Annotated in this window: 20 protein-coding genes; 9 read left to right on the forward strand and 11 right to left on the reverse strand. The window is 46.3% G+C overall.

Features of this window, described 5'->3' with window-relative positions; all coding sequences use genetic code 11:
* Nucleotides 1-52: 52 nt before the first annotated feature.
* From VNK96_03280 to VNK96_03290, 3 genes are read left to right on the forward strand one after another with little or no spacing between them, the layout of a single operon-like run.
* On the forward strand, nucleotides 53-592 hold the full coding sequence (locus VNK96_03280; GenBank protein ID HWP30736.1) for an NIL domain-containing protein: 540 nt from the start codon (nucleotides 53-55) through the stop codon (nucleotides 590-592).
* Nucleotides 576-1,517 carry an acetylxylan esterase gene (locus VNK96_03285; GenBank protein ID HWP30737.1) on the forward strand — a complete coding sequence of 314 codons (942 nt, stop codon included), beginning with the start codon at nucleotides 576-578 and terminating at the stop codon, nucleotides 1,515-1,517. The genes VNK96_03280 and VNK96_03285 overlap by 17 nt, the downstream gene beginning before the upstream one ends.
* Nucleotides 1,518-1,519: 2 nt before the next feature.
* A complete protein-coding gene (locus VNK96_03290) occupies nucleotides 1,520-2,677 on the forward strand; it encodes a PLP-dependent aspartate aminotransferase family protein (protein ID HWP30738.1) in 1,158 nt (385 codons plus the stop codon).
* Between the two features lie 178 nt (nucleotides 2,678-2,855).
* Here VNK96_03290 and purE read toward each other — a convergent pair whose 3' ends face one another.
* Nucleotides 2,856-3,347: a 5-(carboxyamino)imidazole ribonucleotide mutase gene (gene purE / locus VNK96_03295; GenBank protein ID HWP30739.1), complete on the reverse strand. Its 492-nt coding sequence runs from the start codon at nucleotides 3,345-3,347 to the stop codon at nucleotides 2,856-2,858.
* Nucleotides 3,348-3,558: 211 nt separating this feature from the next.
* Here purE and VNK96_03300 point away from each other — a divergent pair, with 211 nt between their 5' ends.
* The gene (locus VNK96_03300; GenBank protein ID HWP30740.1) at nucleotides 3,559-4,707 is read left to right on the forward strand and encodes an aminopeptidase; all 1,149 of its coding nucleotides are present in this window, start codon (nucleotides 3,559-3,561) and stop codon (nucleotides 4,705-4,707) included.
* An 11-nt stretch (nucleotides 4,708-4,718) separates the two neighbouring features.
* Nucleotides 4,719-5,381: a DedA family protein gene (locus VNK96_03305; GenBank protein ID HWP30741.1), complete on the forward strand. Its 663-nt coding sequence runs from the start codon at nucleotides 4,719-4,721 to the stop codon at nucleotides 5,379-5,381.
* A 27-nt stretch (nucleotides 5,382-5,408) separates the two neighbouring features.
* On the opposite strand, the gene VNK96_03310 is transcribed toward VNK96_03305, so the two are convergent.
* The 3 genes from VNK96_03310 to gap form a co-directional block, all read right to left on the reverse strand.
* On the reverse strand, nucleotides 5,409-6,071 hold the full coding sequence (locus tag VNK96_03310) for a hypothetical protein (GenBank protein HWP30742.1): 663 nt from the start codon (nucleotides 6,069-6,071) through the stop codon (nucleotides 5,409-5,411).
* Nucleotides 6,072-6,193: 122 nt separating this feature from the next.
* Nucleotides 6,194-7,441 (reverse strand): hypothetical protein, encoded by a 1,248-nt coding sequence (locus VNK96_03315; protein HWP30743.1) that lies wholly within the window; start codon nucleotides 7,439-7,441, stop codon nucleotides 6,194-6,196.
* A 308-nt stretch (nucleotides 7,442-7,749) separates the two neighbouring features.
* The gene (gene gap, locus VNK96_03320) at nucleotides 7,750-8,763 is read right to left on the reverse strand and encodes a type I glyceraldehyde-3-phosphate dehydrogenase (GenBank protein ID HWP30744.1); all 1,014 of its coding nucleotides are present in this window, start codon (nucleotides 8,761-8,763) and stop codon (nucleotides 7,750-7,752) included.
* 107 nt (nucleotides 8,764-8,870) lie between these two features.
* Between gap and VNK96_03325 the strand changes: the two genes are divergently transcribed.
* Together VNK96_03325 and VNK96_03330 are read left to right on the forward strand one after the other, a co-directional pair.
* A complete protein-coding gene (locus VNK96_03325) occupies nucleotides 8,871-9,383 on the forward strand; it encodes an HIT domain-containing protein (protein HWP30745.1) in 513 nt (170 codons plus the stop codon).
* A 201-nt stretch (nucleotides 9,384-9,584) separates the two neighbouring features.
* Nucleotides 9,585-12,287, forward strand: coding sequence for a valine--tRNA ligase (locus VNK96_03330; protein HWP30746.1), 2,703 nt, complete (start codon nucleotides 9,585-9,587; stop codon nucleotides 12,285-12,287).
* A gap of 175 nt (nucleotides 12,288-12,462) precedes the next feature.
* On the opposite strand, the gene VNK96_03335 is transcribed toward VNK96_03330, so the two are convergent.
* From VNK96_03335 to VNK96_03365, 7 genes are all read right to left on the reverse strand, one after another.
* Nucleotides 12,463-13,731: a ComEC/Rec2 family competence protein gene (locus VNK96_03335; GenBank protein HWP30747.1), complete on the reverse strand. Its 1,269-nt coding sequence runs from the start codon at nucleotides 13,729-13,731 to the stop codon at nucleotides 12,463-12,465.
* Between the two features lie 231 nt (nucleotides 13,732-13,962).
* Nucleotides 13,963-14,298 carry a DUF721 domain-containing protein gene (locus VNK96_03340; GenBank protein ID HWP30748.1) on the reverse strand — a complete coding sequence of 112 codons (336 nt, stop codon included), beginning with the start codon at nucleotides 14,296-14,298 and terminating at the stop codon, nucleotides 13,963-13,965.
* Between the two features lie 357 nt (nucleotides 14,299-14,655).
* A complete protein-coding gene (locus VNK96_03345; protein ID HWP30749.1) occupies nucleotides 14,656-15,126 on the reverse strand; it encodes a hypothetical protein in 471 nt (156 codons plus the stop codon).
* 28 nt (nucleotides 15,127-15,154) lie between these two features.
* Complete coding sequence (locus VNK96_03350; protein ID HWP30750.1) at nucleotides 15,155-16,972, reverse strand: hypothetical protein; 1,818 nt, start codon at nucleotides 16,970-16,972, stop codon at nucleotides 15,155-15,157.
* Nucleotides 16,973-17,001: 29 nt separating this feature from the next.
* Nucleotides 17,002-17,574 carry a hypothetical protein gene (locus VNK96_03355; GenBank protein HWP30751.1) on the reverse strand — a complete coding sequence of 191 codons (573 nt, stop codon included), beginning with the start codon at nucleotides 17,572-17,574 and terminating at the stop codon, nucleotides 17,002-17,004.
* A 39-nt stretch (nucleotides 17,575-17,613) separates the two neighbouring features.
* A complete protein-coding gene (locus VNK96_03360) occupies nucleotides 17,614-18,081 on the reverse strand; it encodes a type II secretion system protein (protein ID HWP30752.1) in 468 nt (155 codons plus the stop codon).
* 78 nt (nucleotides 18,082-18,159) lie between these two features.
* Entirely contained in the window at nucleotides 18,160-18,504 is a 345-nt protein-coding gene (locus VNK96_03365; protein HWP30753.1) for a prepilin-type N-terminal cleavage/methylation domain-containing protein, read from the reverse strand.
* A 476-nt stretch (nucleotides 18,505-18,980) separates the two neighbouring features.
* Between VNK96_03365 and VNK96_03370 the strand changes: the two genes are divergently transcribed.
* Together VNK96_03370 and VNK96_03375 are read left to right on the forward strand one after the other, a co-directional pair.
* Nucleotides 18,981-19,964, forward strand: coding sequence for a DnaA/Hda family protein (locus tag VNK96_03370; protein HWP30754.1), 984 nt, complete (start codon nucleotides 18,981-18,983; stop codon nucleotides 19,962-19,964).
* Complete coding sequence (locus tag VNK96_03375) at nucleotides 19,957-21,279, forward strand: CBS domain-containing protein (protein ID HWP30755.1); 1,323 nt, start codon at nucleotides 19,957-19,959, stop codon at nucleotides 21,277-21,279. The genes VNK96_03370 and VNK96_03375 overlap by 8 nt, the downstream gene beginning before the upstream one ends.
* The last annotated feature ends 2 nt before the right edge of the window (nucleotides 21,280-21,281 follow it).

Raw genomic sequence — 21,281 nt, forward strand, 5'->3', positions numbered from 1 at the left:
CCTCTTCGGTGCTCTTGGCAGGAAACTGGAGCATGGGTAAACTTTCCTTAGTATGCCTATATCTATCCGCCTGCCTTCCGCGCTCATATCCCTTACAGAGGGTAGGCAGACTATCGAGGTTTCCGCTGAGTCGGTTGGTGAAGCCTTCATGGCTTTAGAAGCCGCGTGTCCAGGTTTAGCTGGCCGTCTCCTCGATGATTCTGGAGCGCTTCGACGATACGTGAACGTATTCGTAGGCCGGGAAAACATCCGTAACCTTCGAGGTCTCGAAACCCCCTTGAAGAATGGAGATGAACTCGTAATCCTGCCGGCTATCGCAGGAGGGGCGAAGAATGATGTCGAGAAAGTCGTTCTGAACCTTGTCGCCCGATACGATCAAGTGAAAGAGCCCTGGATTTGGCGAATCTGTACAGACTTCAACGTCAAGGTCAACATCCTAAAAGCCAATATAGACGAGGATTTCGGATGGGCGCAAATCGAATTGGAAGGACCCATCGAGGAAGTGCAGCGCTGTATCGCTTGGCTGCACACCACCGGATTACATGTCGAGCCTCACCAACGTTCGGTAGGAGCAGATGCCGCTTACTCCTAACTACTCGCAAGCATCCACTTCCCCTAAAGATGACCTTTTTCGACCCTATCAACCCGACAACTTCGACGACTTCTGGCGAGAAACACTCGAAGAAGTGAATGGCGCTCAATTGGATTTCACCCGAGGCGACAAAAACATTTATCGTTTGCAAGGGTTTTTCGTAAATAGCCTCGATTTTCGAGGAATTAAGGGAAACAAACTTTACGGATGGATTGCCATTCCCGAGGAAGGTGGAGAACCCATTCCTGCATTTCTTTGGATCCCCCCGTACGGACGCGAAGGAAGCATTCCTAATCCATACACCACTCGCCCTGGTTTCGTAAGCCTATCCTTCAACTTGCATGGTTTCCCTGCTTTTTATCGAGAAAGTTACGAGCCGAGTAGAGGGTATTTCGCGCAAGGAATCTCTGATCCTCACACATGGGTCTTTCGTGAAATTGCACAAAACTGTATGTTAGCGATACGCGCACTAGCCGCACAACCAGAAGCGGACGAAACTCGAATCGGTGCGATGGGAATCAGTCAAGGGGGGGGAATCGCACTATGGTTATCTTGGCTCTCTTCTTATATTCGCGTCGTCGCCGCAGATTTGCCTTTTTTAGCAGCCATGCGCGAAGTATTCAATAAAAAAATTTATCGATATCCTCTAAAAGAAGTGACAGATTACATGGATTCGCATTCTTTAGATAAAGAAATCGTATTGCGCACGATTTCCTATTTCGATACCGTCAATCATGCTTCGAAAATCGAAATCCCTGTGCAAATCAGTTACGGGAAAAAAGACCCCGCATGCAAACCGGAAAACGTTCGCGCTATTTACGACGCCTTGCAATGCGAAAAAAGGCTGATTGTTTACGAGGGTGGCCATGACTACGATTCTTCAATGATTACGAATAACCTCGAATGGTTTAAGGCTCATCTCTAAACATGTCGAATTCTAAAGATTGGGAGTTCGAAACTATTTGTCAGCGCTTCGCGGAAGAAAAGCATTTCGCGCAAGCAGTCGTCCCCCCCATTTTTCAAAATTCCCTTTTCGTTTACGAAGATGCAGAAAAATTTTCCGGAAGAACGACCGACCCGGATGTTTGGGATTATACGCGCGTAAGCAATCCCACGATTCGCATTGCCGAACGAAAAATCGCCGCCTTGGAAAAAGCGGACGACTGTCGGTTATTTTCCAGCGGGATGGCAGCGATTAGCGCCGCTATCCTCTCCTGCACTCGAATAAATACACATGTGATTTGCACCAATTCTGCTTACGGACCTACTCGACAATTTCTTTCCCAATATCTCTCGAGGTTCGGGATCGAAACGACATTCGTAGATGGAAAATCTCTCGATGCGATAAGAGAAGCGATTCGCCCGAACACTTCTTTGATATACCTCGAGACGCCCGGCTCCATGTTTTTCGATATACAAGACATCGAAGGAATCGTGGCAATCGCTAAAACCAAAAATATTGCGACCATTTTAGATAATAGCAACGCTTCACCGTATTTCCAAAACCCCATAGAGTTCGGTGTGGATTTAGTGGTTCATTCAGCTACGAAATACTTGGGGGGGCACAGCGATTTGATCGCCGGCGCAGTTTGCGGTTCGCTGGAACGAATGTCCGTCTTGCGAAATGAAGAAGGCTTGCTCCTGGGAGCTATCCTCGACCCTTTCGCAGCATGGCTTTTGATTCGTTCGCTGAGAACTCTTGCATTGAGGATGGAAAGACACCAAGCGAACGCTCTACGAGTTGCGCAATTTCTCGAGTCTCATCCGAAGGTTCGAAAAGTTTTCTATCCCGGCCTCGATTCTCACGAAGGACGTGAACTCGTGAAAAAGCAAATGAGAGGAACGAGCGGGCTTTTATCATTCCAGTTGAAAGATGCTTCCCGAGATAAAGCCTTCGCGCTTTGCAATAACCTGAAACTTTTCCGCATCGGCTGTTCATGGGGGGGACATGAATCCCTTGTCATCCCCTTTTCGCCTCCTTCGGAGGAAAACGCCCCCGAAGAATGGTTCTTGCGTTCTTCCATCGGTCTGGAAAACGCAGAGGATTTGATCAAAGATTTGAGCCAGGCTCTGAAAAAGATTTAGTTGATGTATGAAAAGTTCCATTCGCGTTGAAAAAAAATTCAAACGTTCACCCCCCCAATCTCAAAAATATACAATGCCTGGTTCCCCTTGCGAAGCAGGAAATCGTTAAGGATGTTTTTCTAATAAATAATAAAAAGCCTCGACAACGGGTGCCGAGGCATAATTTATAATTCACGAATCACCCTCGTCTTTTCGTTCTTGCGCTTTTCTCCTCGACCGATTCACGCTGCTCCTTTCGAAACTCGTCCAATTTCTGAGCCAGTTCAGAATCGGAGGTCGCTAAAATCTCGATTGCAAAAAGTGCGGCGTTCTTGCCTCCATTTATCGTAACCGTTCCGACAGGTACTCCCGGAGGCATCTGGACGGTGGAAAGCAGCGAATCCAAACCGTTCATCGCTCCTGAAGAAATCGGAATGCCGATAACAGGAAGGGTCGTATAGGAAGCAGCCACTCCAGCCAAATGCGCCGCCATTCCCGCCCCTGCGATAATCACCTTCAAGCCACGCTCCTTCGCCGATTGCACATACTTCGACACACGCTCGGGTGAACGATGCGCGCTCATCACATCCAATTCGTAAGGTACTCCGAATGCTTTCAAAACCTCCTCCGCCTGTTCGAATACTGGCAAATCGGAATCGCTTCCCATAAGAAGTGCAACAACCGGTTCCATGCGCTTATCATAGCGCAATTGCCTTTTGCAATGAAATAATCTCGCTCGACCGGAGATCCCTCTATGCAAATTACGTTTGGAAGTTATAAATAAATATCTCCTTGTGTATTCCCTCATTCCCTCGTTCCCTCATTCCTGGTTCCCAAATTCCGCTTGGGAATGCACTCCACTGAAAACATAGTCGTCGCCGCCATTGGGTAATCTCGAAATCATGATAGACCCTCGGATTCGAGAACTGGCATCGAAAATCGTTTCCTATTCTATAGAACTCACCCCGAACGATTGTGTCCTTTTTCACGCATTCGATATCCCGGACGAAATCACCGCTGAATTCTTAAGAGTGATCCAAAACACAGGAGCCAAAGCTGTTACGCGATTAGAATCCGAAAAGGTCAATCGTCAAAAACTTCTTGGAATGAACGAAGCGAATGCACAATTAATTGCCGATATCGAAAAATACGAAATGGAAAAAATGACCGCATACATCGCCTTGCGAGGAAGCAACAACGTGGCGGAATTTAGCGATGTCCCCCCCGATGTTATGGCGATGTGGCAAAAGATATACGCCGTTCCTGTTGTCTTCGAAACGCGCGTGGCGAAAACGAAATGGGTCGTTTTGCGATGGCCCACTCCGAGCATGGCACAGCAAGCAGGAATGAGTACGCAAGCCTTCGAGGATTTCTATTTCAAAGTTTGCAATCTCGATTATTCCAAAATGGAAAAAGCCTGCGAACCTTTGAAAGAACTTATGGATAAAACGGACATCGTTCGCTTAGTCGGTCCCGGAACTGACCTCACCTTTTCCATTCGAGATATCGGAAGCGTGCCTTGCGTTGGTAAACGAAACATTCCCGATGGAGAATGCTTCTCATGCCCGACTAAAGACTCCGCGAACGGCGTGATTCAATTCAACACAGTTTCTTTGTATCGCGGAATAGAATTCAAAAATATACGATACGTCGTTAAAAACGGCAAAATCATCGAAGCATCGGCGGATGGCTTAACGAAAGAAATCAACGAAATTCTCGATACCGATGAAGGCGCGCGATATTTCGGAGAATGGTCTCTCGGTTTCAACCCCTACATTCTTCATCCGATGAAAGACACGCTTTTCGACGAAAAAATCGCTGGGTCGTTTCATTTGACGCCCGGAAATGCCTACGAAGGCAAGGGGGGGAATGGAAATAAATCCGCGATCCACTGGGATACGGTCATGATTCAGCGTCCGGAATACGGCGGGGGGGAAGTTTGGTTCGATGGGGTGCTCATCCGCAAAAACGGGCTTTTCGTGCTTCCCCATCTCGAAGGACTAAACCCGGAAAATCTTGTCGAACAAACTCCTGTCCCCGTATCAGCATAAAACGATTCTTCATGGATTGGTTACGACAGTTTTTCGACATCCTCATCCATCTCGATCGCCACCTCGGCGAGTTGATTCAACGATACGATACGTGGATTTATCTCATAATCTTTATCGTTATCTTTTGCGAAACGGGATTAGTCATAACTCCGTTTCTTCCCGGAGATTCTCTTTTGTTCGCTTTGGGTCTTTTCGCGCATCCCGATAGAGGAAACCTCAATTTAGCATTGCTTTTGATTCTTCTTCCCCTCGCCGCTTTCTCTGGCGATAACGTGAATTATCAAGTCGGAAAATTCGTGGGTCCTCGAGTCTTTCATTATGAAAAATCGCGTCTTTTCAAGCGCAAACACCTCGAGAAAACCCATTCCTTTTTCGAAAAATATGGCGGAAAAACAATCGTGATTGCGCGTTTCGTTCCCATCGTTCGAACCTTCGCACCGTTCGTTGCAGGGATCGGGCAAATGAGTTACCCGAAATTTGCCGCTTACTGCGTTTTCGGCGCTTTCTTTTGGGTGAGTTTTTTTGTTTTGGGAGGATATTTCTTCGGAGGTTTGGAAATCGTTCGCAAAAACTTCGCTATAGCAGTATTGGTGATTATCACACTCTCTTTGCTTCCCGCAATTATCGAATTCGTGAAACATCGAAAAAGAGCCAAACAAAAAGAAGAGTCCTAAGAATGATCTTATCCAATTCAATAGTGATCATCTTCTTAGAAAATGACGTTTCCAAAGAAACAATAACCCCCCCGTAAAATAAATGAGCGTTGAAAACTCTGGGATGCCACAAGATATTTTGAGTGACATATCGAAGGATTCCCCTGCCCATTCTTCCGAATAACCTAAGCCATCTATGTAAGCACTCGAAGTATTCGGATTTCCCACATTGGAGTTGTACCAAAAATATCCAGAAGGTGATGAACTACTCGCCCAAAATCGTAGCCAATAAACACCTGGGCCGAGCATGATTCCTTCGCCGTCATTACAACCTTCATACCCCCCCTCGAGCGTATCATCTATTTGAAATCCAACCGAATAAGATGCATAACCATATCCACCTATCGGACCGATTCCGACATCAGTGTGACTGTATGGTCCTGTGACTATAGCGCCACCGAAGTCCTGCGGAGCATTCCAAATTTCTACGTAATAGGTATCCCCATAAACATCTGCATTTCCATACAATTCATAAACATCTATTCTATCAATCTCCCACCCTGGACCACCAACAACGAAATCATCATAAATATTTAAAGAAGAAACCGAACCCCACGCAGAATCGCCGAAACCAGGATCTTGATGGAGCAATATCCACGCTCGAGCGCTTGCTCCAGTAAGAAGTGTACATATTAGTATAAAAATTTTCATCGTTTTTATCCAACGAATCTCGTTTTTCTATAAAAATTCCTTTGTAACAACGTTATCTTCAAGACCAACTATATGAAAAATAGGGCTGCTGAAAAGCAGCCCTAAACCAATCGCTTAGCGATTTACTGAACGGTGAAGTCAAGACAGTCCACGTCCACTGTCCACACGCCTGGCACGAAGCCCGTCTTCGTTAGGTCGTACCTTAGCGATACCTCGCCATCCGAATCTTTGATATACACATTCGGATCTGGTGGTGCGTCTACCGTAATCTCGAGCTCTGAGGTACCGACACTTCCCGTGCTTAGCACCGTTGAACCTGACGTGTCTTTCTTCATCAAGATTAATGAATAAGTCGCGCCAGCAAGGCTCGATTTGAACTGAGTGTGAATTGTCAACTTCGTAGCGCCAGTCTTTATCGGCGAGAATCCGGTGTATTGCACGAGGATCTTTACGCCGGTTACAGATTGCGTGCGTTCACGGTTTGTTTTATCGTACACGTTGTCACAAACATGCGTGTCCGTGTACTCACCCGATGCGTCTTGCCCGCGGATAATCACTTTCGATGCAGCAACGAACGTTTTAGCCGGGGGGGCGATCGAAAGGTTATCCCATGCCATGTGGTTCCCTAACGAACCACCCGTGAAGAAACGAAATGCACTCGGGTCAGTGAAAGAACCACCCGTCGAACCACCCTGCAAGTACCAACCAGTGGGTTGGAATGTAGTGGTTACGTTGGTCGTAAGGTCGGTAATGGCTATTTCGAGGATTCGATTCTCCGAGCGGCTGAACGTAGTGCTTTGCCTATACCATTTGTTATAGGTCAAATTTTCCCATTCCGGTCCGCCACCCATACCAGGTTGCGAAAATTGCACCCCTGCGGCGTCATACGCGAGATACAGCGCTTTCCAACCCATTGATGGATCCGCATCCACCATCCAGTTGTTCAAAGCGATGTAGATTTTCGCGGTCGTAGATGGCTGCAAGGATGCACTGCTCAGGTTCGGCGCTGCAGCACCTGTCTCGGAAAAGATGGGACAGAAATCATAAGACACTGTCCAAACATCGGAAGTGGTGTAATCATGACCATGCTCCGCACGTGCAAGTGAACTGCCGCCTTGACTCATTCCGGCAATGAATTGAGCGCCACCGTTCGGATTCGAAGAAAAACCAGGGGCGTTGCCAGAATACGTGTAGCATAGGTAGTCTACGCTTCCGGAAACTCCTGGCAAATACCAACCACCTTGCCCAGAAAGAACTACACCAGACGCACTGGCGCTGTAACCCTCTGATGCTTCGAACCCTGTGGAATAGTCTGCAAATGCTGCTGTTGTTCCCAACAGCAAGCCCAATAACACTGTGAGGCGTTTCATGCCTGCTTCCTCCTTTTCTATCTAGATTTTTTTACTTGGCATTCAATGCGTTCCACCCAAAACTCACGCACCAGAACATTTGAGAGAACTTCTCATCGTCCTCTACATGCGAGCCTGCGGTTTCCCGCACGTCACAGCCAATTGTTTAAAAGATACTCCAATTTTCGCTCATTTCCATGCTTTGCGGGAACTTTTCATGGAACAAAGGTAAATTTCTCGGCTTTTCAAATAAAAACTGGTAAAAATACGAGATAGATTCACCGAACTTATTCTTTTTATGCTTGTGAACTCTTAGCGAATTCTACAAACTAAAGCCCGCGTTCTTTTAAGAACTTCATGAGGTCAGCACAGCGGCATGCATAACCCCACTCGTTATCGTACCAGCCCACTACTTTCGCCATCTTCTCTCCCAGCATCATCGTTAATTGCGAATCAATAATGCAAGAGTGCGTATTCCCGATGAAATCGCTGCTCACGAGCGGCTCATCCTTCACGTCGAGGATCCCTTTCATTCGGTTTTTCGAAGCCTCTCGCATCGCTTCGTTAATTTCCTCCTCCGTCGCATTTCGCTCCAATGTAACGACCAAATCCACGACGCTTACCGTACTTACCGGAACACGCAACGAAAATCCATTCATTTTCCCTTTTAGTTCCGGAATCACTGATCCAATTGCTTTCGCAGCACCCGTAGTGGTAGGAATGATGTTTTGCCCCGCCGCTCGCGCACGTCGTAAATCTTTATGCGCCTGGTCTTGAACACGCTGGTCGTTCGTATAAGCATGCACCGTCGTCATAAATCCTTTTTCGATTCCGAAAGAATCTAATAAAACTTTCGCCATAGGCGCTAAACAATTCGTCGTGCAACTCGCATTACTGATGACAGAATGCTTTGCAGGGTCGTACATATCTTCATTCACACCTAATACGACCGTCAAATCCTCGCCTTTTGCCGGTGCACTGATGATCACTTTCTTCACGCTTCCTCGCAAATGTTTTTGCGCATTTTCTCTGTCGGTAAATTTCCCACTCGCCTCTAAAACGATTTCGACACCCTCGCTCGACCAATCGATTTCCGCAGGGTCTTTAAAAGCAAAAGAACGAATGCATTTCCCATTGATGTAAATGTCGTTTTCGCCGGCTTTCGTTTCTCCGCAAAAAGGACCATAAGTGCTATCCCATTGAAAGAGATGCGCATTCGTTTTCGGGTCTGTAATATCATTGATGGCTACGACCTCGATATCGTTAGGATATTTTTCTAAAATCGCACGCAAAGTCAACCTGCCGATGCGCCCAAAGCCGTTGATACCTACTTTTACTGCCATAAAAACCTCCTAATGCTCTTAGTATATCTTTCTCTTTGTGAGAAGACAATCCTTAATACGCTCTTTAACGCGCCGAAAATTTTCCCTTTTAGGTCATACTCGTTTCCATGCGAAGGCTTTGGGCTCCCTGGCGGTTTCGCTACGTTAAAGAAACACGAGAAGGCGGAGGGGAGTGTATTTTCGTAAAACTTCCGCGCGAAAGTGACGACCGTAAGAACCTAATTTTGTATCGCGGGAAACATGCGTTCGTGATTCTTAACGCTTATCCCTACACGAACGGTCACCTCATGGTTGCTCCTTACAAACACACCGCCAATTTAGAGGATTTAACCGACGAAGAAATTTTGGAAACACAAAAACTCATTACTGCATGCGTTCGCTGGCTCAAGGAAGCGTATCGTCCGGAGGGCTTCAATATCGGAATGAATTTAGGCAGAGCCTCAGGAGCAGGTATCGAGGACCATTTGCATTGGCATGTCGTACCCAGATGGATTGGAGACACGAACTTCATGCCTGTAATTGGCGAAGTGCGCGTACTGCCTGAAAGTTTGGAAGAATCCTACGATAGATTAAAGGCATGTGTCGAGAAAGATAAAGCTGAGCATAAATTGCCATCGTAAAATAAAGTAAACAAATACGAAAACAGATCTCTACATGCCCCCCCCATTCCCATAATCTTTTTATCTAAAGGAAAACTTCAACAGCGTAAAGTGAAGCGGTGTCTATCCTTACCGATGTTCTCCCCGAAAACGCCCCTTCGATTTGCCAATATGCTCTCAGGTATAATCCCAACAACCCTCGAGACAGGAAGGTTAATGCGAATGACGGATTCGAACTTGTCTACACGCTACGATCCCAAACAGGTCGAAGAAAAATGGTACGCCGTTTGGGAGTCTGCCGGGCTCTTTCGCCCGGAATATTGCCAAAAAATTAACCCGAACGCAGAACCCTTCTGCATAACCATCCCCCCTCCAAACGTAACCGGCAGTCTCCACATGGGACATGCCCTTTGCTATAGCATCCAGGATGTCATCGGGCGTTGGATGCGAATGAAAGGCAAAGAAGTCCTTATTCTTCCAGGTACCGACCACGCCGGCATAGCAACGCAAAAAGTCGTCGAAGCCCAACTCAAAGCGGAAGGACTTTCTCGCCACGATTTGGGTCGCGAGGCATTCCTCGAACGAGTCTGGAAATGGAAAGAAGAATCCGGAGGAATGATTCTCAAGCAATTCAAAAGATTGGGCTTCGCATTCGATTGGTCGCGCGAACGATTCACCATGGACGACGCCTACTATCGCGCCGTTTTGCACGTTTTTATCTCATGGTTCGAACGCGGATTAATCTATCGAGGCAAACGAATCGTCAATTGGGATCCCGGGCTATTAACGAGTGTAAGCGACATCGAAGTCTACGATGAAATTCGCAAAGGAAAACTCTATTACGTACGATATCCCTTCGCCGATGGAGAAGGATATATCGTCGTTGCGACGACTCGCCCCGAAACGATGCTTGCCGATGTCGCTGTTGCTGTGCATCCAGAAGACGAACGCTATCGAAAATTTATAGGAAGAAAATTAATCCTTCCGCTGGTCAAGCGAATCATTCCGCTCATTGCGGATGAATATCCTGATCCGAAATTTGGAACCGGCGCTGTAAAAATAACTCCTGCTCACGACCCGAACGATTTCGAAGTCGGTCAACGCATGGGGTTGGACTTTTCTAATCCTAATGAAGTACCCGTTTGCATAGATGAACACGCAAAAATTATCGCACCGGGAACGCCTTATCACGGCCTCGACCGATACGAAGCACGCGAAAAAATAGTCGAAGATTTAATTGCCGAAGGTCTTCTCGAAAAAGTCGAAGATTACGACGTCCCTCTAAAAATCAGCGACAGGAGCGGGCAAGTTATCGAACCTTTATTGAGCGAACAATGGTTCTGTAGAATGAAAGAACTCGCTCAGCCTGCAATCGAAGCGCTCCGAGACGAACAGATTCGTTTCATCCCAGAACGTTTCGCCGATGTTACGTTGCGATGGCTCGAAAACATCAAGGATTGGTGCGTTAGCCGACAACTTTGGTGGGGGCATCGCATTCCGATTTATTACACGGAAGACGGACATCAACCGATTGCGGCGTTTTCAGAAGAAGAAGCAGAAAAAAAAGCAGGATGCAAAGTCACACAAGACCCAGACGTATTAGACACGTGGTTCTCGAGCGCAATATGGCCCTTCGCAACGTTAGGATGGCCTGAAGATACCAAAGATTTGAGACGCTATTACCCTACCAATGTGCTTGTTACTGCGCGAGATATCCTCTACCTTTGGGTTGCACGCATGATTATAGATGGCCTCGATTTCATGAAGAAGATTCCATTTTATGATGTCTACGTACATGCAACTGTTCTGACGGAAACCGGTAAGCGAATGAGCAAATCGCTCGGCACGGGAATAGACCCCATCGAATTCATAGACCGCTACGGCGCAGACGCGATGCGATTCAGTCTTTTGGTGCAAGCAGGCCACAACCAAGAAATTCGTTTCGGTGAAAAACGCATCGAAGAGGCGAGAAACTTCTGCAACAAAATTTGGAACGCAAGCCGCTTTGTAATCATGAACTTGCCTTCTTCCAAAGATTCGGAAGAATATCGTGAATTCCAACAAAGACTCGAGGCTCTTTATAACAACCCTGAGGAAATTAAACTTTTTCTCGAATTGGAAGATGTATGGATTTTGTCTCGACTCCGCTCGTGCGCTCTTACGGTGGATGACTCTCTAAAAAACTACGACATGGCAGACGCTTGCAAAGCACTCTATTCGTTCTTTTGGAGCGAGTTTTGCGATTGGTACATCGAAATCGTGAAATCTCGTCTGCAAAATCCGGACACCCGCGTACTTGCACAATCGGTGCTCGTGTACGCACTCTCGGAATTCTGCAAACTCATGCATCCTTTTATGCCTCATATCACAGAAGAGATTTATCGAATCCTTCCCGGAATTGCAGAGCCGGAATTTTTAGACTATACGCTATTTCCATCTCTCCCGAGCGTTTTCACTGATACCGAAGCAGAAGCATTGATGGAGCGACAAATCGAAATCGTACGTGCCGCTCGTAACCTCCGTCATGAAATCGGAATCCCCCCCGGGAAGATCCTTCCGGAAATTTATATCGAGGGAGACGGCGTAAACGAAAACCTCCTTCGCTCGCAGGCTAATTTCGAAACCATACGAATCGGAAAACCGAAAGGAAACTTCGTCAGCGTAAATACGAATGGCGTGGATTTGCACCTGCCAGTCGAAGGACTCGTGGACTTCGACCGGGAAATTGTGCGTTTAGAAAAAGAATCGCAAAAAATTCAAGCGGAACTTGAACGATTGATGAGCCGCTTGAACGACCGTCGTTTTCTCGAACGCGCAAACCCAGAGATTGTGGAACGCGACCGAGAAACCGCAGATACCCTTTCCCAACAACTGCAAAAAATATTGGAACGAAAAAAACAGTTCGAAGAAATGAAAGAAAAGTAAGCCCCTTCTCTCTTTTTTCCATTCTCAATCCTTAATCCGAAACTAAAACGACGTAAGTGAAACCTAAAAACTCTGATTCCCCATATAGCGAAGCGAAGAGGGGGAACCTTCAAGGAGGGGTAAAAATACATCGCGACTACTCCCATCTCTAAAAATAAAAATTAACATCGCATCCCTACTGCTTCTCTTCCCAAAACGACGGAGGGATAATTACCGGACGACTCAATAAAATCAAGCCCAAAAAATAAACGACTGCCAAACTTCCCGGTAGCGATGCAGTCTTAATCGCCGCCCAGGGAAAAGAACCTAAAACATCACTTACAGAGGCTATCCAACTTGCAAAAGGACCTGTGATTAATCTATCGAACCCATAAGAAAGCGATTCCGAAAATGGTGCGCCGATCTGGGCAAGCGAATTACCCAAATATAAAAATGGAATGAACGGAGCGGTCAACAAATTAGCGAGCGGCGCGATTAAAGAAACATTTCCAAAATTCATCATCAAAAGAGGCGCTGCGGTTATCTGTGCGATGAGTGTGGTCATAACCCCGATGAACAACCAAACACAAACAACGCCTAACCCTTTCATCGAAAAACTTTTTGCCACTCTTCTAACAAAAAACAATACATGTGGCAAATACAAAAGCAACGACAAAACGATCATAAAAGTCAACTGGAATCCGACATCCCATATCGCTCCCGGCTCGTAAACCGCGTAACCCATACCCGCTGCAGCCCATGCGGAAAGTCCATCCGGACTTTTTCCGAATGCAGAAGAAATCAACATCACGAGCGTCATCAATGTAGCACGTACGACCGGAGGCCTCGCCCCCACTCCACCCATGTACGCTATGAGGATAAACAGAATAACGGCAACTATCAAAGCCCTCGGAATGGGAAGATGACTCAACAACAAAAACAACGCCCCGACGATAATAAGTACGTTTGCACCGCTCGTCGAAAGCATATGAAACGTGCCAGCGCGTTGCATATTTTCCATAAGGCTCTTATCCACTAATCCTTGCTGGCCAGCAAGCATCCCTATCGTCGCACCAGCCTCACGCTCCGGCAAATGCCTTCTTAATCGCTGCCATGTATCGTAAAACCATAACGAACCCAACGTTAAAACACCATCGCCTGGAGACAACATCTCGAAATTTCCGGAATAAGCAACATTCATCGAATAATTGACACCGCGCCTCTTCCAGAAAGAAGCGGAACTCTTGGGAAAACCGGAATACTCTACTATTCGCTCGAGTTCGCCTGTTACAGAAACCTTGTCTCCCGCTGCTACCAAAAACTCCTTCGGTGCAAAAACTAACACGCTCTCGTTTCGTACTCTCAAAACAAATCTCTGAAGTTTTTCTTCATGAGTTGGTGTATTCGATACGACTCCAACTATACGTTTCCAACCAGTTGGCAAACTCGGATTAACACTCTTCATGCTCATCGCGCTTATAAAACCGATAAGAAATAAACACGCACCTAATAGTAGATATCTCCGCGAGACGAACAAACCCAAAAACACACCAAGTATTGCAAGCGGATAAATAGGAACGATAACCCCAAAAAGGAAAAGGGGTGAACACGCAAGCAACGGACGAAACGCTATATGAGGATAGCGCTTTTCGAACTTTTCTGCAAACAAAAAAACAAACTTCGAGATTCCTTACCCTCAGTCTTCAGATTCTTTTCGAGAAATGTCCTTCGCGATATTTTGCACACGAAAGCGGATATCCTGAAATAGATTTTCTCCGGACCGCTCATTTAGACTGGCTAGAAGTTCCTTTTTACGCAACTGTAATTCTTGAACCCATAAAGAGGAACTCACCGAAACCCATAACACGCCGCGGCTATATCGATCCGGTGCGCTTTTCTTTGAAAGAATGCATCCTACGATATCTTCCCAGTGTTTTAGAGCGATTCTGGCTTTCGCCTCTCGCACAATCTCAGGTCTGCCAAGGATTTTTTCCAACGCTTTGCCTAAAACGGTCGGATGTCTTGTTTTCATATGTTAGAGTGAGTGGATCGAAAATGAGTATGGTCTTATCTAACCCTATAATTCCCTAATTTTAAAAGATTTTTAAGGGAGTTTTTGTTGTATTTAGGATGCAGAGCGAATGTGGAAAAACCTCCGAGTTCTAAGGTGAACTGAAAGAGAGAAAACAACTGGAAAACGCATGATGCTCTATGGAGAATGTGCTGAAAAATCGTCTTAAAACAGACGGTTATTCACTAAAGGCTAAAAAAAGCGATCTGAATCTAAGGTTTCCCACAGCGAACGCTCTCTTTCCCGGTGGTTTTGTTGAATTAATCCACCCTTACGAAGAAGCGAGACAATAGTAGATAACTATCTTGTCAGCCGTGTTTATTTCTTTGATTTTGTTCTGGTGAACTTCGGAGGAGCGTAATTTTTTTCGACCCATATACGAAAACCTATCCATGCGCCAAGTCCTAAACATGTAAAAAGCAAACCGAAGAAAAGCGAACGCCACCAAGTTTGTTTCCCTGCTGTTTGAATGGTCTCTTCCGCTGCTTTCAAGGCTTGTTCATCGTCAATTTTCCGCTTCCCACCACTCGGGAGAGATGTTACGGTTGGTTCATTATCCGTAGCACTTTTTTGTAACAGAGAGCTATCCGTCATGGATGGCGGCTCTATTGCACCGATTTGCGGAATGACTTGGTTGAACGAAAGTTCTTTTTCTAATTCTTGCTCATTGCGAACGCGGTCCTCTTTCCCGTCTGGTTCTGCTTTGATAATTGCAGAAAACCCACTTGCATAAAGGAAAACCGACAAACCGGCTGCAAAAAATCTCGCTATAAATTTTCTGTACACCATTTTCTTACTCCTGTTTTCTTTATAGTTATTAGCCTTTGTAAAGCCCTCTATCTTGCCAAACAGCCTGCGTTACGACTGGGCTTCTCGGTAGAAAAATATCTATAAGTGGCTGTTGAGTAGACGAGCGTTCACGGATTCTGTGGTCGTAGTTCATCACCATCGGCAGACTGTAAATCACCATCGCTTCATCCCTACTGATGATGGAGCCGTTGAACTTCACTCCCTTTCCGCCGTCCGCAAGTCTTCCACCACCTAAGAAATTCGTGTAAAGGATGCAATCTAAATTGTTGATCGGTTCGGCAATGGAATTTATTATTGCGTCACCGAAGACGCTTTGATAGCGTCTTTTGCCTGTCTCGTCTATTTGCATTGCGTCGAAAGGAGGTATCCAGTTCCCATTCTCGTCATATCGCCCCTTAGTAAATGGGGGGGTCATGTACTTCAAGGGATAAGGGAAGCCGAATTTTGCGGTATTCCCCATCATGATGCTTCCCCTTGCAGCCAATCCTAAAATGTCCTTCGCAGAGTTGTTCTTTTCTATCTGGTCGGGATTGTTTCCGCTGAAGATGGGGGGGTTTTTATAGTAGATGCTCCCTACGATATGAACATTTCGACCGGTGTAAATAGTCCCCTGTCCTTGAACATAACCTTTGATAACGCAATCCTGTGTGAATGTAACAGGGCCGTGGATTTTGATGGGATATCCGTTCGTGCCGATTAAGATCGCACTCCCCGCTACGACACCGTTCGTGTCTACGCGAACGTATTTTCTCAACGCGGTGCTATAGACTTCGACGTATGCGCCCTTCCCATAGTCAGGATTCGTAGCGCCATTATCGAATGTAGCCCTGGTATCTACATAAGTCGAGCTTATTGTGATGTATTTCGTGATGTCGTCCAAATCGGGCATTACCACTTCTTTCGTAGGAGTGGAGTCGAGGACTTTCCCGTCATAGGTTCTGTACCCTTTCGAATCTCCGATGACAGCGCCATATAAACGGTTGTTGATGACGGCGCCGTCTTTGTCGTAAAGGAAATCTCTCCATATTTCGAACTCTTCTGAACCTTTCACTCCATGTCGAGATTCGACCCATGCCTGTCGAACTTTGTCTTTGTCCGGTTGCGTGTTGTAATACGAATTAGACCACTGATTGGGTGTAAGGTTTACTAATCCCTTTGCCGGAGGAACGAGTTTATTGTTTGCTGCTGCAAACACCGACCCGTTAATCGTCGGAGTTCCTCCACTGAAATCGAAATCTCCGTTTGCCCGCATATCGCCATTTACGATGAGGTCGTTCGGACCGAAACCGTTCATCCAGCCGTAGTTGTTCACGAAATACGTGTAATCGAACACCTCACTGCGAGCCAAATTGAACGTCATCGTTACGTCAATGATTTTCCGAAACTCATCGGAATCCAACGCTCCGTTTTTATTCGAATCCTGCCAACCCACCGAACGAATAGTAACTAAGCGCTTGTAACTGTCAGGTTTCGAATACCCAATGATTGCCGTAGTATATGTGTCGTCTTTTTGAACGACTCCTGCAACAGGAAATTTCGGCAATACAGTACTAGCACCTGTCAAAACAATGTCCAGCTCATCGAAACTTTGCTTCATCTTGAAAGGCTTCCAAAGAGTGAGAACTAAATCTTGGATGCCTGCCTCGCATACATGCGATAGTCTCGATTCCAATTCGTTGAGTCTCGCTAAACGCACTGTGTGCGTTGCACGAGTAATATACGCAACAGTTGCCATCGCAACAATTGCCAAAACCCCCATTACGGAGATAAGAGCGATTCCTCGTTCTCTTTTTTGTTTTCGTAATACTTTTTGGGTGCTTTTCATACTAAATCCTCCCGTGAAAAGGATTTTTCTCAAAACCCGGCTGATGGGGCATTTCGCAAAACGACTATTTCGCGACATCGTCCGTAAGCCACATCGAGTGGATTGTCTTCACATTCTCGAAGCAAGCGTTTCGTAACGAGTTGCACCGCTAATTGGCGGATAATCGCTCCATTACCCGGAGTGAATGGGTCGTAATCCGTACCATCCGTATCCGTCAAAACGACATCGTGAAGCAATACTTTTTTATCCCCATCGCTAATTGAAACGAGTTCTGCTCCATCCGTGATTTCGAAACGTCTCTCTACTCCATCCCATACCATTGGATAAATAATGTTCCCATCTCCGTCCTTTTTGGGAAGCCTATATGTCACGCCTTCTCGGTCCGCATCTACCTCTACATAAAGCGCTTCACGAAGTGTGTCGCGCACATAGCGAAGTGCTTGCTGTACTTCCACTTCTGCTTGAATCCGCGCTTCACCCCGATACCAACCGGAAAGCGTAACCAAAAGAGCGACAATGCTCCCTAAGAGCACCAAACTGGTAATTGTCATGCTGAGAAGAGCCTCAGTGACCACAGCACCTCGAATTTTTCGAGATTTCATTTTCTTCTAACCCCTTGACTTCGTAAAATTGGATGTTTTTTAGAAGTTACCGATATAAGCACTCAAGGAAGAGTCGCGAACTGTTCCGCGTTCTGTCCATTCGACTTTCACGGTAACTTGTTTCAAGTCGAGTCTCAAATCCTTGATGAGTACGAAGCCCTTTCCCTGTGGCAACACTTGATTCGGCGCATCGGAATTCACACTGTCCGTATTAGAGAATTCGAACCTTTTCCAAGGCGGAATTGACGGAAGACCAGTGGGTGAATCCAGCAAACCGAGTGCAAAAAGACCATCGCCGGTTAAAGAAGAGTAACCACCGGCTTTTATCGCTTCGAGTTGTTTCTGCGCAATGTTTGTCGCTTTATTGAGATAGTCCGCTCGTGCGCGGCTCGTATTGGCGACGGGAAGAGTTGCTGCAATAATAGACGCGCATATTGCGACTAAGAAAATCGCGAACAAACTCTCCATTAACGAAAAGCCTCTCTCGTTCTTTTTTCTTTTTTTCATCGGCTTATTTCTCCTGAGGAAGGCAAAAGGGATAGCCGCCCATTAAGAACCGCTATCCCCCTCCAATACCCACGATGATTACAATGTGTGAGTACCACCAATCGAGCACGTTGGGTCTTCACCGACGTTTCCGACAGTGTACGTACCGCCCGATGGACATTCCGGAGTCTTCTTGATGTAGTCCGGAACCAAGTCACCCATGGTAACAGCATCGCCATCAGCGGCTTTGTTGTCCATCGCCCACTGCTCTTTACCTGCATCAATTTGGCGCAAATTCGATTGACAAGCCTTGGCGCGCGAAGTCTCACGAGCCTTGATGAAGTTCGGCACAGCGATTGCTAACAAGATGCCGATGATGAGAACAACGATCATGATTTCAACGAGGGTGAAACCCCGTTTGCGCTTGTTGATTAACCGATTCATACGTTTTTTCGAACCTCCTATAGGAATCCGTTAGAGTTAAGGGCGTGCGCCCGTTCAAAAAGTTGAATTCCACTAATACAACATCACCAGGCAGGTATTACTGCTAGATTGATTAGCGCTTTACCCACAAAGGCTTAGGCTCTCGTTCATATTTTCTTCAGGAAACTTCAACTTGAAACTTAAGAATCCACTTCAAGTTTTATGAATGCTGCGCCCCTCAGTTGCATAGAGCAAGCATAGGAAAGAATAAATTAAAAAGAGCATATCCGGGGGGGGCAAATTGTGTATTCGTAAAAGAATCCCCCAACAGATGTATAACGAGCTATTTTAGTTTCGTGGATTGAAGGCGTGATTTAACATATTTCGGAAATAAAGTTCCAGAATATCTTCAGGTTTTCCACACCTGTGCCCTTGCATGACTAAATCTCCATTGGATAAAGTAGTCCGCATCTTGACATGCGTAGAGGGGAAGAAATATGGAGAACAAGTGCTTGGCGAAACAAGGAAAGGGTTTTTACACATGGGCAGCCGATTCTTTTTCAGGAATTGCCGAATTCGATTCCAACCGTTCCGCGCTGAATGTCGCACGCGCATTCGCTCAAGGCTTTACTTCGTTTGCAGCGATTGTCGGACCTTCAGGTTGGGGTAAAACACTGCTGTTGCATTCCACCGAAAAGGCTTTGCAAAAACGTTTTCCCGGCGATGTCAAACGCCTTTCTTGTTCTGACTTTTTGTCGAATGCGCAACTTTATCAAAAAACGCGAGTGTTGATTCTGGACGACGTTCAAGAAATCTATCATTCTTTAAAAAACCGCCAATTGTTCTTCCGTCATCTAGAGCAGCGCATCCGCACGGGAAAACCCACATTCTTGGCGGCGTCTCCAAATGGCTTAACTACTCTTCGAAGTTTGCTCCCCTCTCCATCGCGATGGCAAGTAGTCACCCTCGATGAACCGAACATAGAAGAAAAGGTATCCGCAGTTCGTGAGATTTGCCACCTCGAGGGCATCCACCTTCGACCTGAGGCAATAAGGCTTATTGCGAAGAGCGTCGCAGGAAATGGGCGCTCACTTTTGGGGGCTTTGACCCGTCTAAAAATAAGCGTCGGGAATAAATTGAAGCGTCTCGACCCGCTCAGGCTGATGGGGCTCTTAGAGCCGTACCTGGCAGAAAAAACGTACGCTCACCTAAAAGAATTGACCGAGGAAGCCATTTCTCGATGCATGAACTTGCGAATTTGTAAAGGAAAACCAAAATGTTCATTGATGCTCGCGATTTATATCTTGCGTGGAGTTGCCGAAATTGGCGAAGAGAAGGTCGCAACCCTTCTCGATGTTGCTCCAGGAGAGGTTTTTCGCTTGTATAAGCAGTGCGAGCGAGCATTGAAAGACGGAGAACCAGGGTTGAAAAACTGCATTAGTCGTTGTTTATCGCGAATCAGAAAGAACCTTTATGGCTGATTTTTTCGGAAAATCGTTTTCTGCTTTCTCCCATGACGATACGTCTTATCCGCATCGAAAAGAGGGTAGCTCGCTTATCCCGCACATAAAAAGTGTTCGTGACCTTTCACTCTGGTCGCTATGGGTGAACCCAGAGCATCAAGTCAGAACAGCATTGATTATCATGAAAGGACATGGTGTGAGCGCATTGGGTGTTCTCGATAAAGAAGAATATGTAGGAGTTGTGTGTTTAGAAGATCTCGTCAGCGTTCCAGAAGATTGCAAAGTCGAAGAGGTCATGAGAAGGGAAATCGAAACCGTAGAACTAAATACGCCTCTCAATTTAGTTGCGGAACTGATGTCCAGAAAAAAACTCTCGAGATTGCCCGTTGTCGAATCCGGGCGTTTTTATGGGATTATCAGTGCGCACGATTTACTCCATGAGTTGGGCAGAAATTTCGATCCGCTTACGCGCTTACCCTGGAGTGATTCCTTGCGAGAATGGGGAATCAATAATTTGCGCCAAGGGAAAGAAATTTCCATTATCTTTATAGACCTCGATAACTACGGGGTTTTCAATAAACAATTCGGGCACATCGTCGGAGACCAAGTTCTCGAAACGATAGCTGAACTTTTGCGCTCTTTGATAGACCCCGCCTTGGAACATCTTTGTCGTTATGCTGGAGACGAGTTCGCGATTGGCACTCTCCGCCCCCGTGCAGAAGCAGAAAAACTTGCCAAAGAAATAAAAGCGAAAATAGATTCAATGAGAATCTCATCTGTCAATGGAAGCGTTAGCGCATCGGTAGGAGTTCAAGGCGGACGGAGAACGAAAGAAAGAAAAGACATCCACTACGCTGCAACCGTAGACAATTTAATTAATTTAGCGAGTAAATCATGTACCGCGTCGAAGCCATCTTCCAAACCAGAAGTTAAAGAAGTTAAAGAAACTACTGAAGAAAATACGCATCCACCGAAAGTGCATACCCCCCCTCGTTTGGTCGCTCTGAATGTAGGAAGGAATGCCGGCATCATGAAGGCGGTAGCGGTGCTCGAAACGGAAATAGGATTCATCCCTGGGGTGCACGTGGGTGCGTCTCAAGAAAGCTTTGCCGCCGCCGCCGCCGTTGCGGAAGCGCTAAAAGAACTTTTCCCGAATGCGGGAATTCGGTTGCTCGAGGTGATGGAGCGAAGAGCCGGTGCAGATTCCAGACAAGTCACAGTTCTAGCCGAGGCATTGGGCAAAAGGATTACAGGCTCTGCAAGGGTTACTCACACCGTCTCCGAGGCAGCAGCAGAAGCCACCTTGGAAGCGATTTTTGGCTCTTGTTTCTAACG

Source organism: Fimbriimonadales bacterium (assembly GCA_035559795.1).
Classification (GTDB): domain Bacteria; phylum Armatimonadota; class Fimbriimonadia; order Fimbriimonadales; family ATM1; genus DATMAR01.

Excerpts from the sequence above, each read along its gene's own strand:
- VNK96_03365 (HWP30753.1), bottom strand. The coding sequence starts at position 18,504 with ATGAATCGGTTAATCAACAAGCGCAAACGGGGTTTCACCCTCGTTGAA.
- VNK96_03340 (HWP30748.1), bottom strand. The coding sequence starts at position 14,298 with ATGAAAACAAGACATCCGACCGTTTTAGGCAAAGCGTTGGAAAAAATC.
- VNK96_03280 (HWP30736.1), top strand. The coding sequence starts at position 53 with ATGCCTATATCTATCCGCCTGCCTTCCGCGCTCATATCCCTTACAGAG.
- VNK96_03355 (HWP30751.1), bottom strand. The coding sequence starts at position 17,574 with ATGAAATCTCGAAAAATTCGAGGTGCTGTGGTCACTGAGGCTCTTCTC.
- VNK96_03330 (HWP30746.1), top strand. The coding sequence starts at position 9,585 with ATGACGGATTCGAACTTGTCTACACGCTACGATCCCAAACAGGTCGAA.
- VNK96_03375 (HWP30755.1), top strand. The coding sequence starts at position 19,957 with ATGGCTGATTTTTTCGGAAAATCGTTTTCTGCTTTCTCCCATGACGAT.
- VNK96_03305 (HWP30741.1), top strand. The coding sequence starts at position 4,719 with ATGGATTGGTTACGACAGTTTTTCGACATCCTCATCCATCTCGATCGC.
- purE (HWP30739.1), bottom strand. The coding sequence starts at position 3,347 with ATGGAACCGGTTGTTGCACTTCTTATGGGAAGCGATTCCGATTTGCCA.
- VNK96_03300 (HWP30740.1), top strand. The coding sequence starts at position 3,559 with ATGATAGACCCTCGGATTCGAGAACTGGCATCGAAAATCGTTTCCTAT.
- VNK96_03335 (HWP30747.1), bottom strand. The coding sequence starts at position 13,731 with ATGAAGAGTGTTAATCCGAGTTTGCCAACTGGTTGGAAACGTATAGTT.
- VNK96_03370 (HWP30754.1), top strand. The coding sequence starts at position 18,981 with ATGGAGAACAAGTGCTTGGCGAAACAAGGAAAGGGTTTTTACACATGG.
- gap (HWP30744.1), bottom strand. The coding sequence starts at position 8,763 with ATGGCAGTAAAAGTAGGTATCAACGGCTTTGGGCGCATCGGCAGGTTG.
- VNK96_03315 (HWP30743.1), bottom strand. The coding sequence starts at position 7,441 with ATGAAACGCCTCACAGTGTTATTGGGCTTGCTGTTGGGAACAACAGCA.
- VNK96_03310 (HWP30742.1), bottom strand. The coding sequence starts at position 6,071 with ATGAAAATTTTTATACTAATATGTACACTTCTTACTGGAGCAAGCGCT.
- VNK96_03350 (HWP30750.1), bottom strand. The coding sequence starts at position 16,972 with ATGAAAAGCACCCAAAAAGTATTACGAAAACAAAAAAGAGAACGAGGA.
- VNK96_03345 (HWP30749.1), bottom strand. The coding sequence starts at position 15,126 with ATGGTGTACAGAAAATTTATAGCGAGATTTTTTGCAGCCGGTTTGTCG.
- VNK96_03285 (HWP30737.1), top strand. The coding sequence starts at position 576 with ATGCCGCTTACTCCTAACTACTCGCAAGCATCCACTTCCCCTAAAGAT.
- VNK96_03325 (HWP30745.1), top strand. The coding sequence starts at position 8,871 with ATGCGAAGGCTTTGGGCTCCCTGGCGGTTTCGCTACGTTAAAGAAACA.
- VNK96_03360 (HWP30752.1), bottom strand. The coding sequence starts at position 18,081 with ATGAAAAAAAGAAAAAAGAACGAGAGAGGCTTTTCGTTAATGGAGAGT.
- VNK96_03290 (HWP30738.1), top strand. The coding sequence starts at position 1,520 with ATGTCGAATTCTAAAGATTGGGAGTTCGAAACTATTTGTCAGCGCTTC.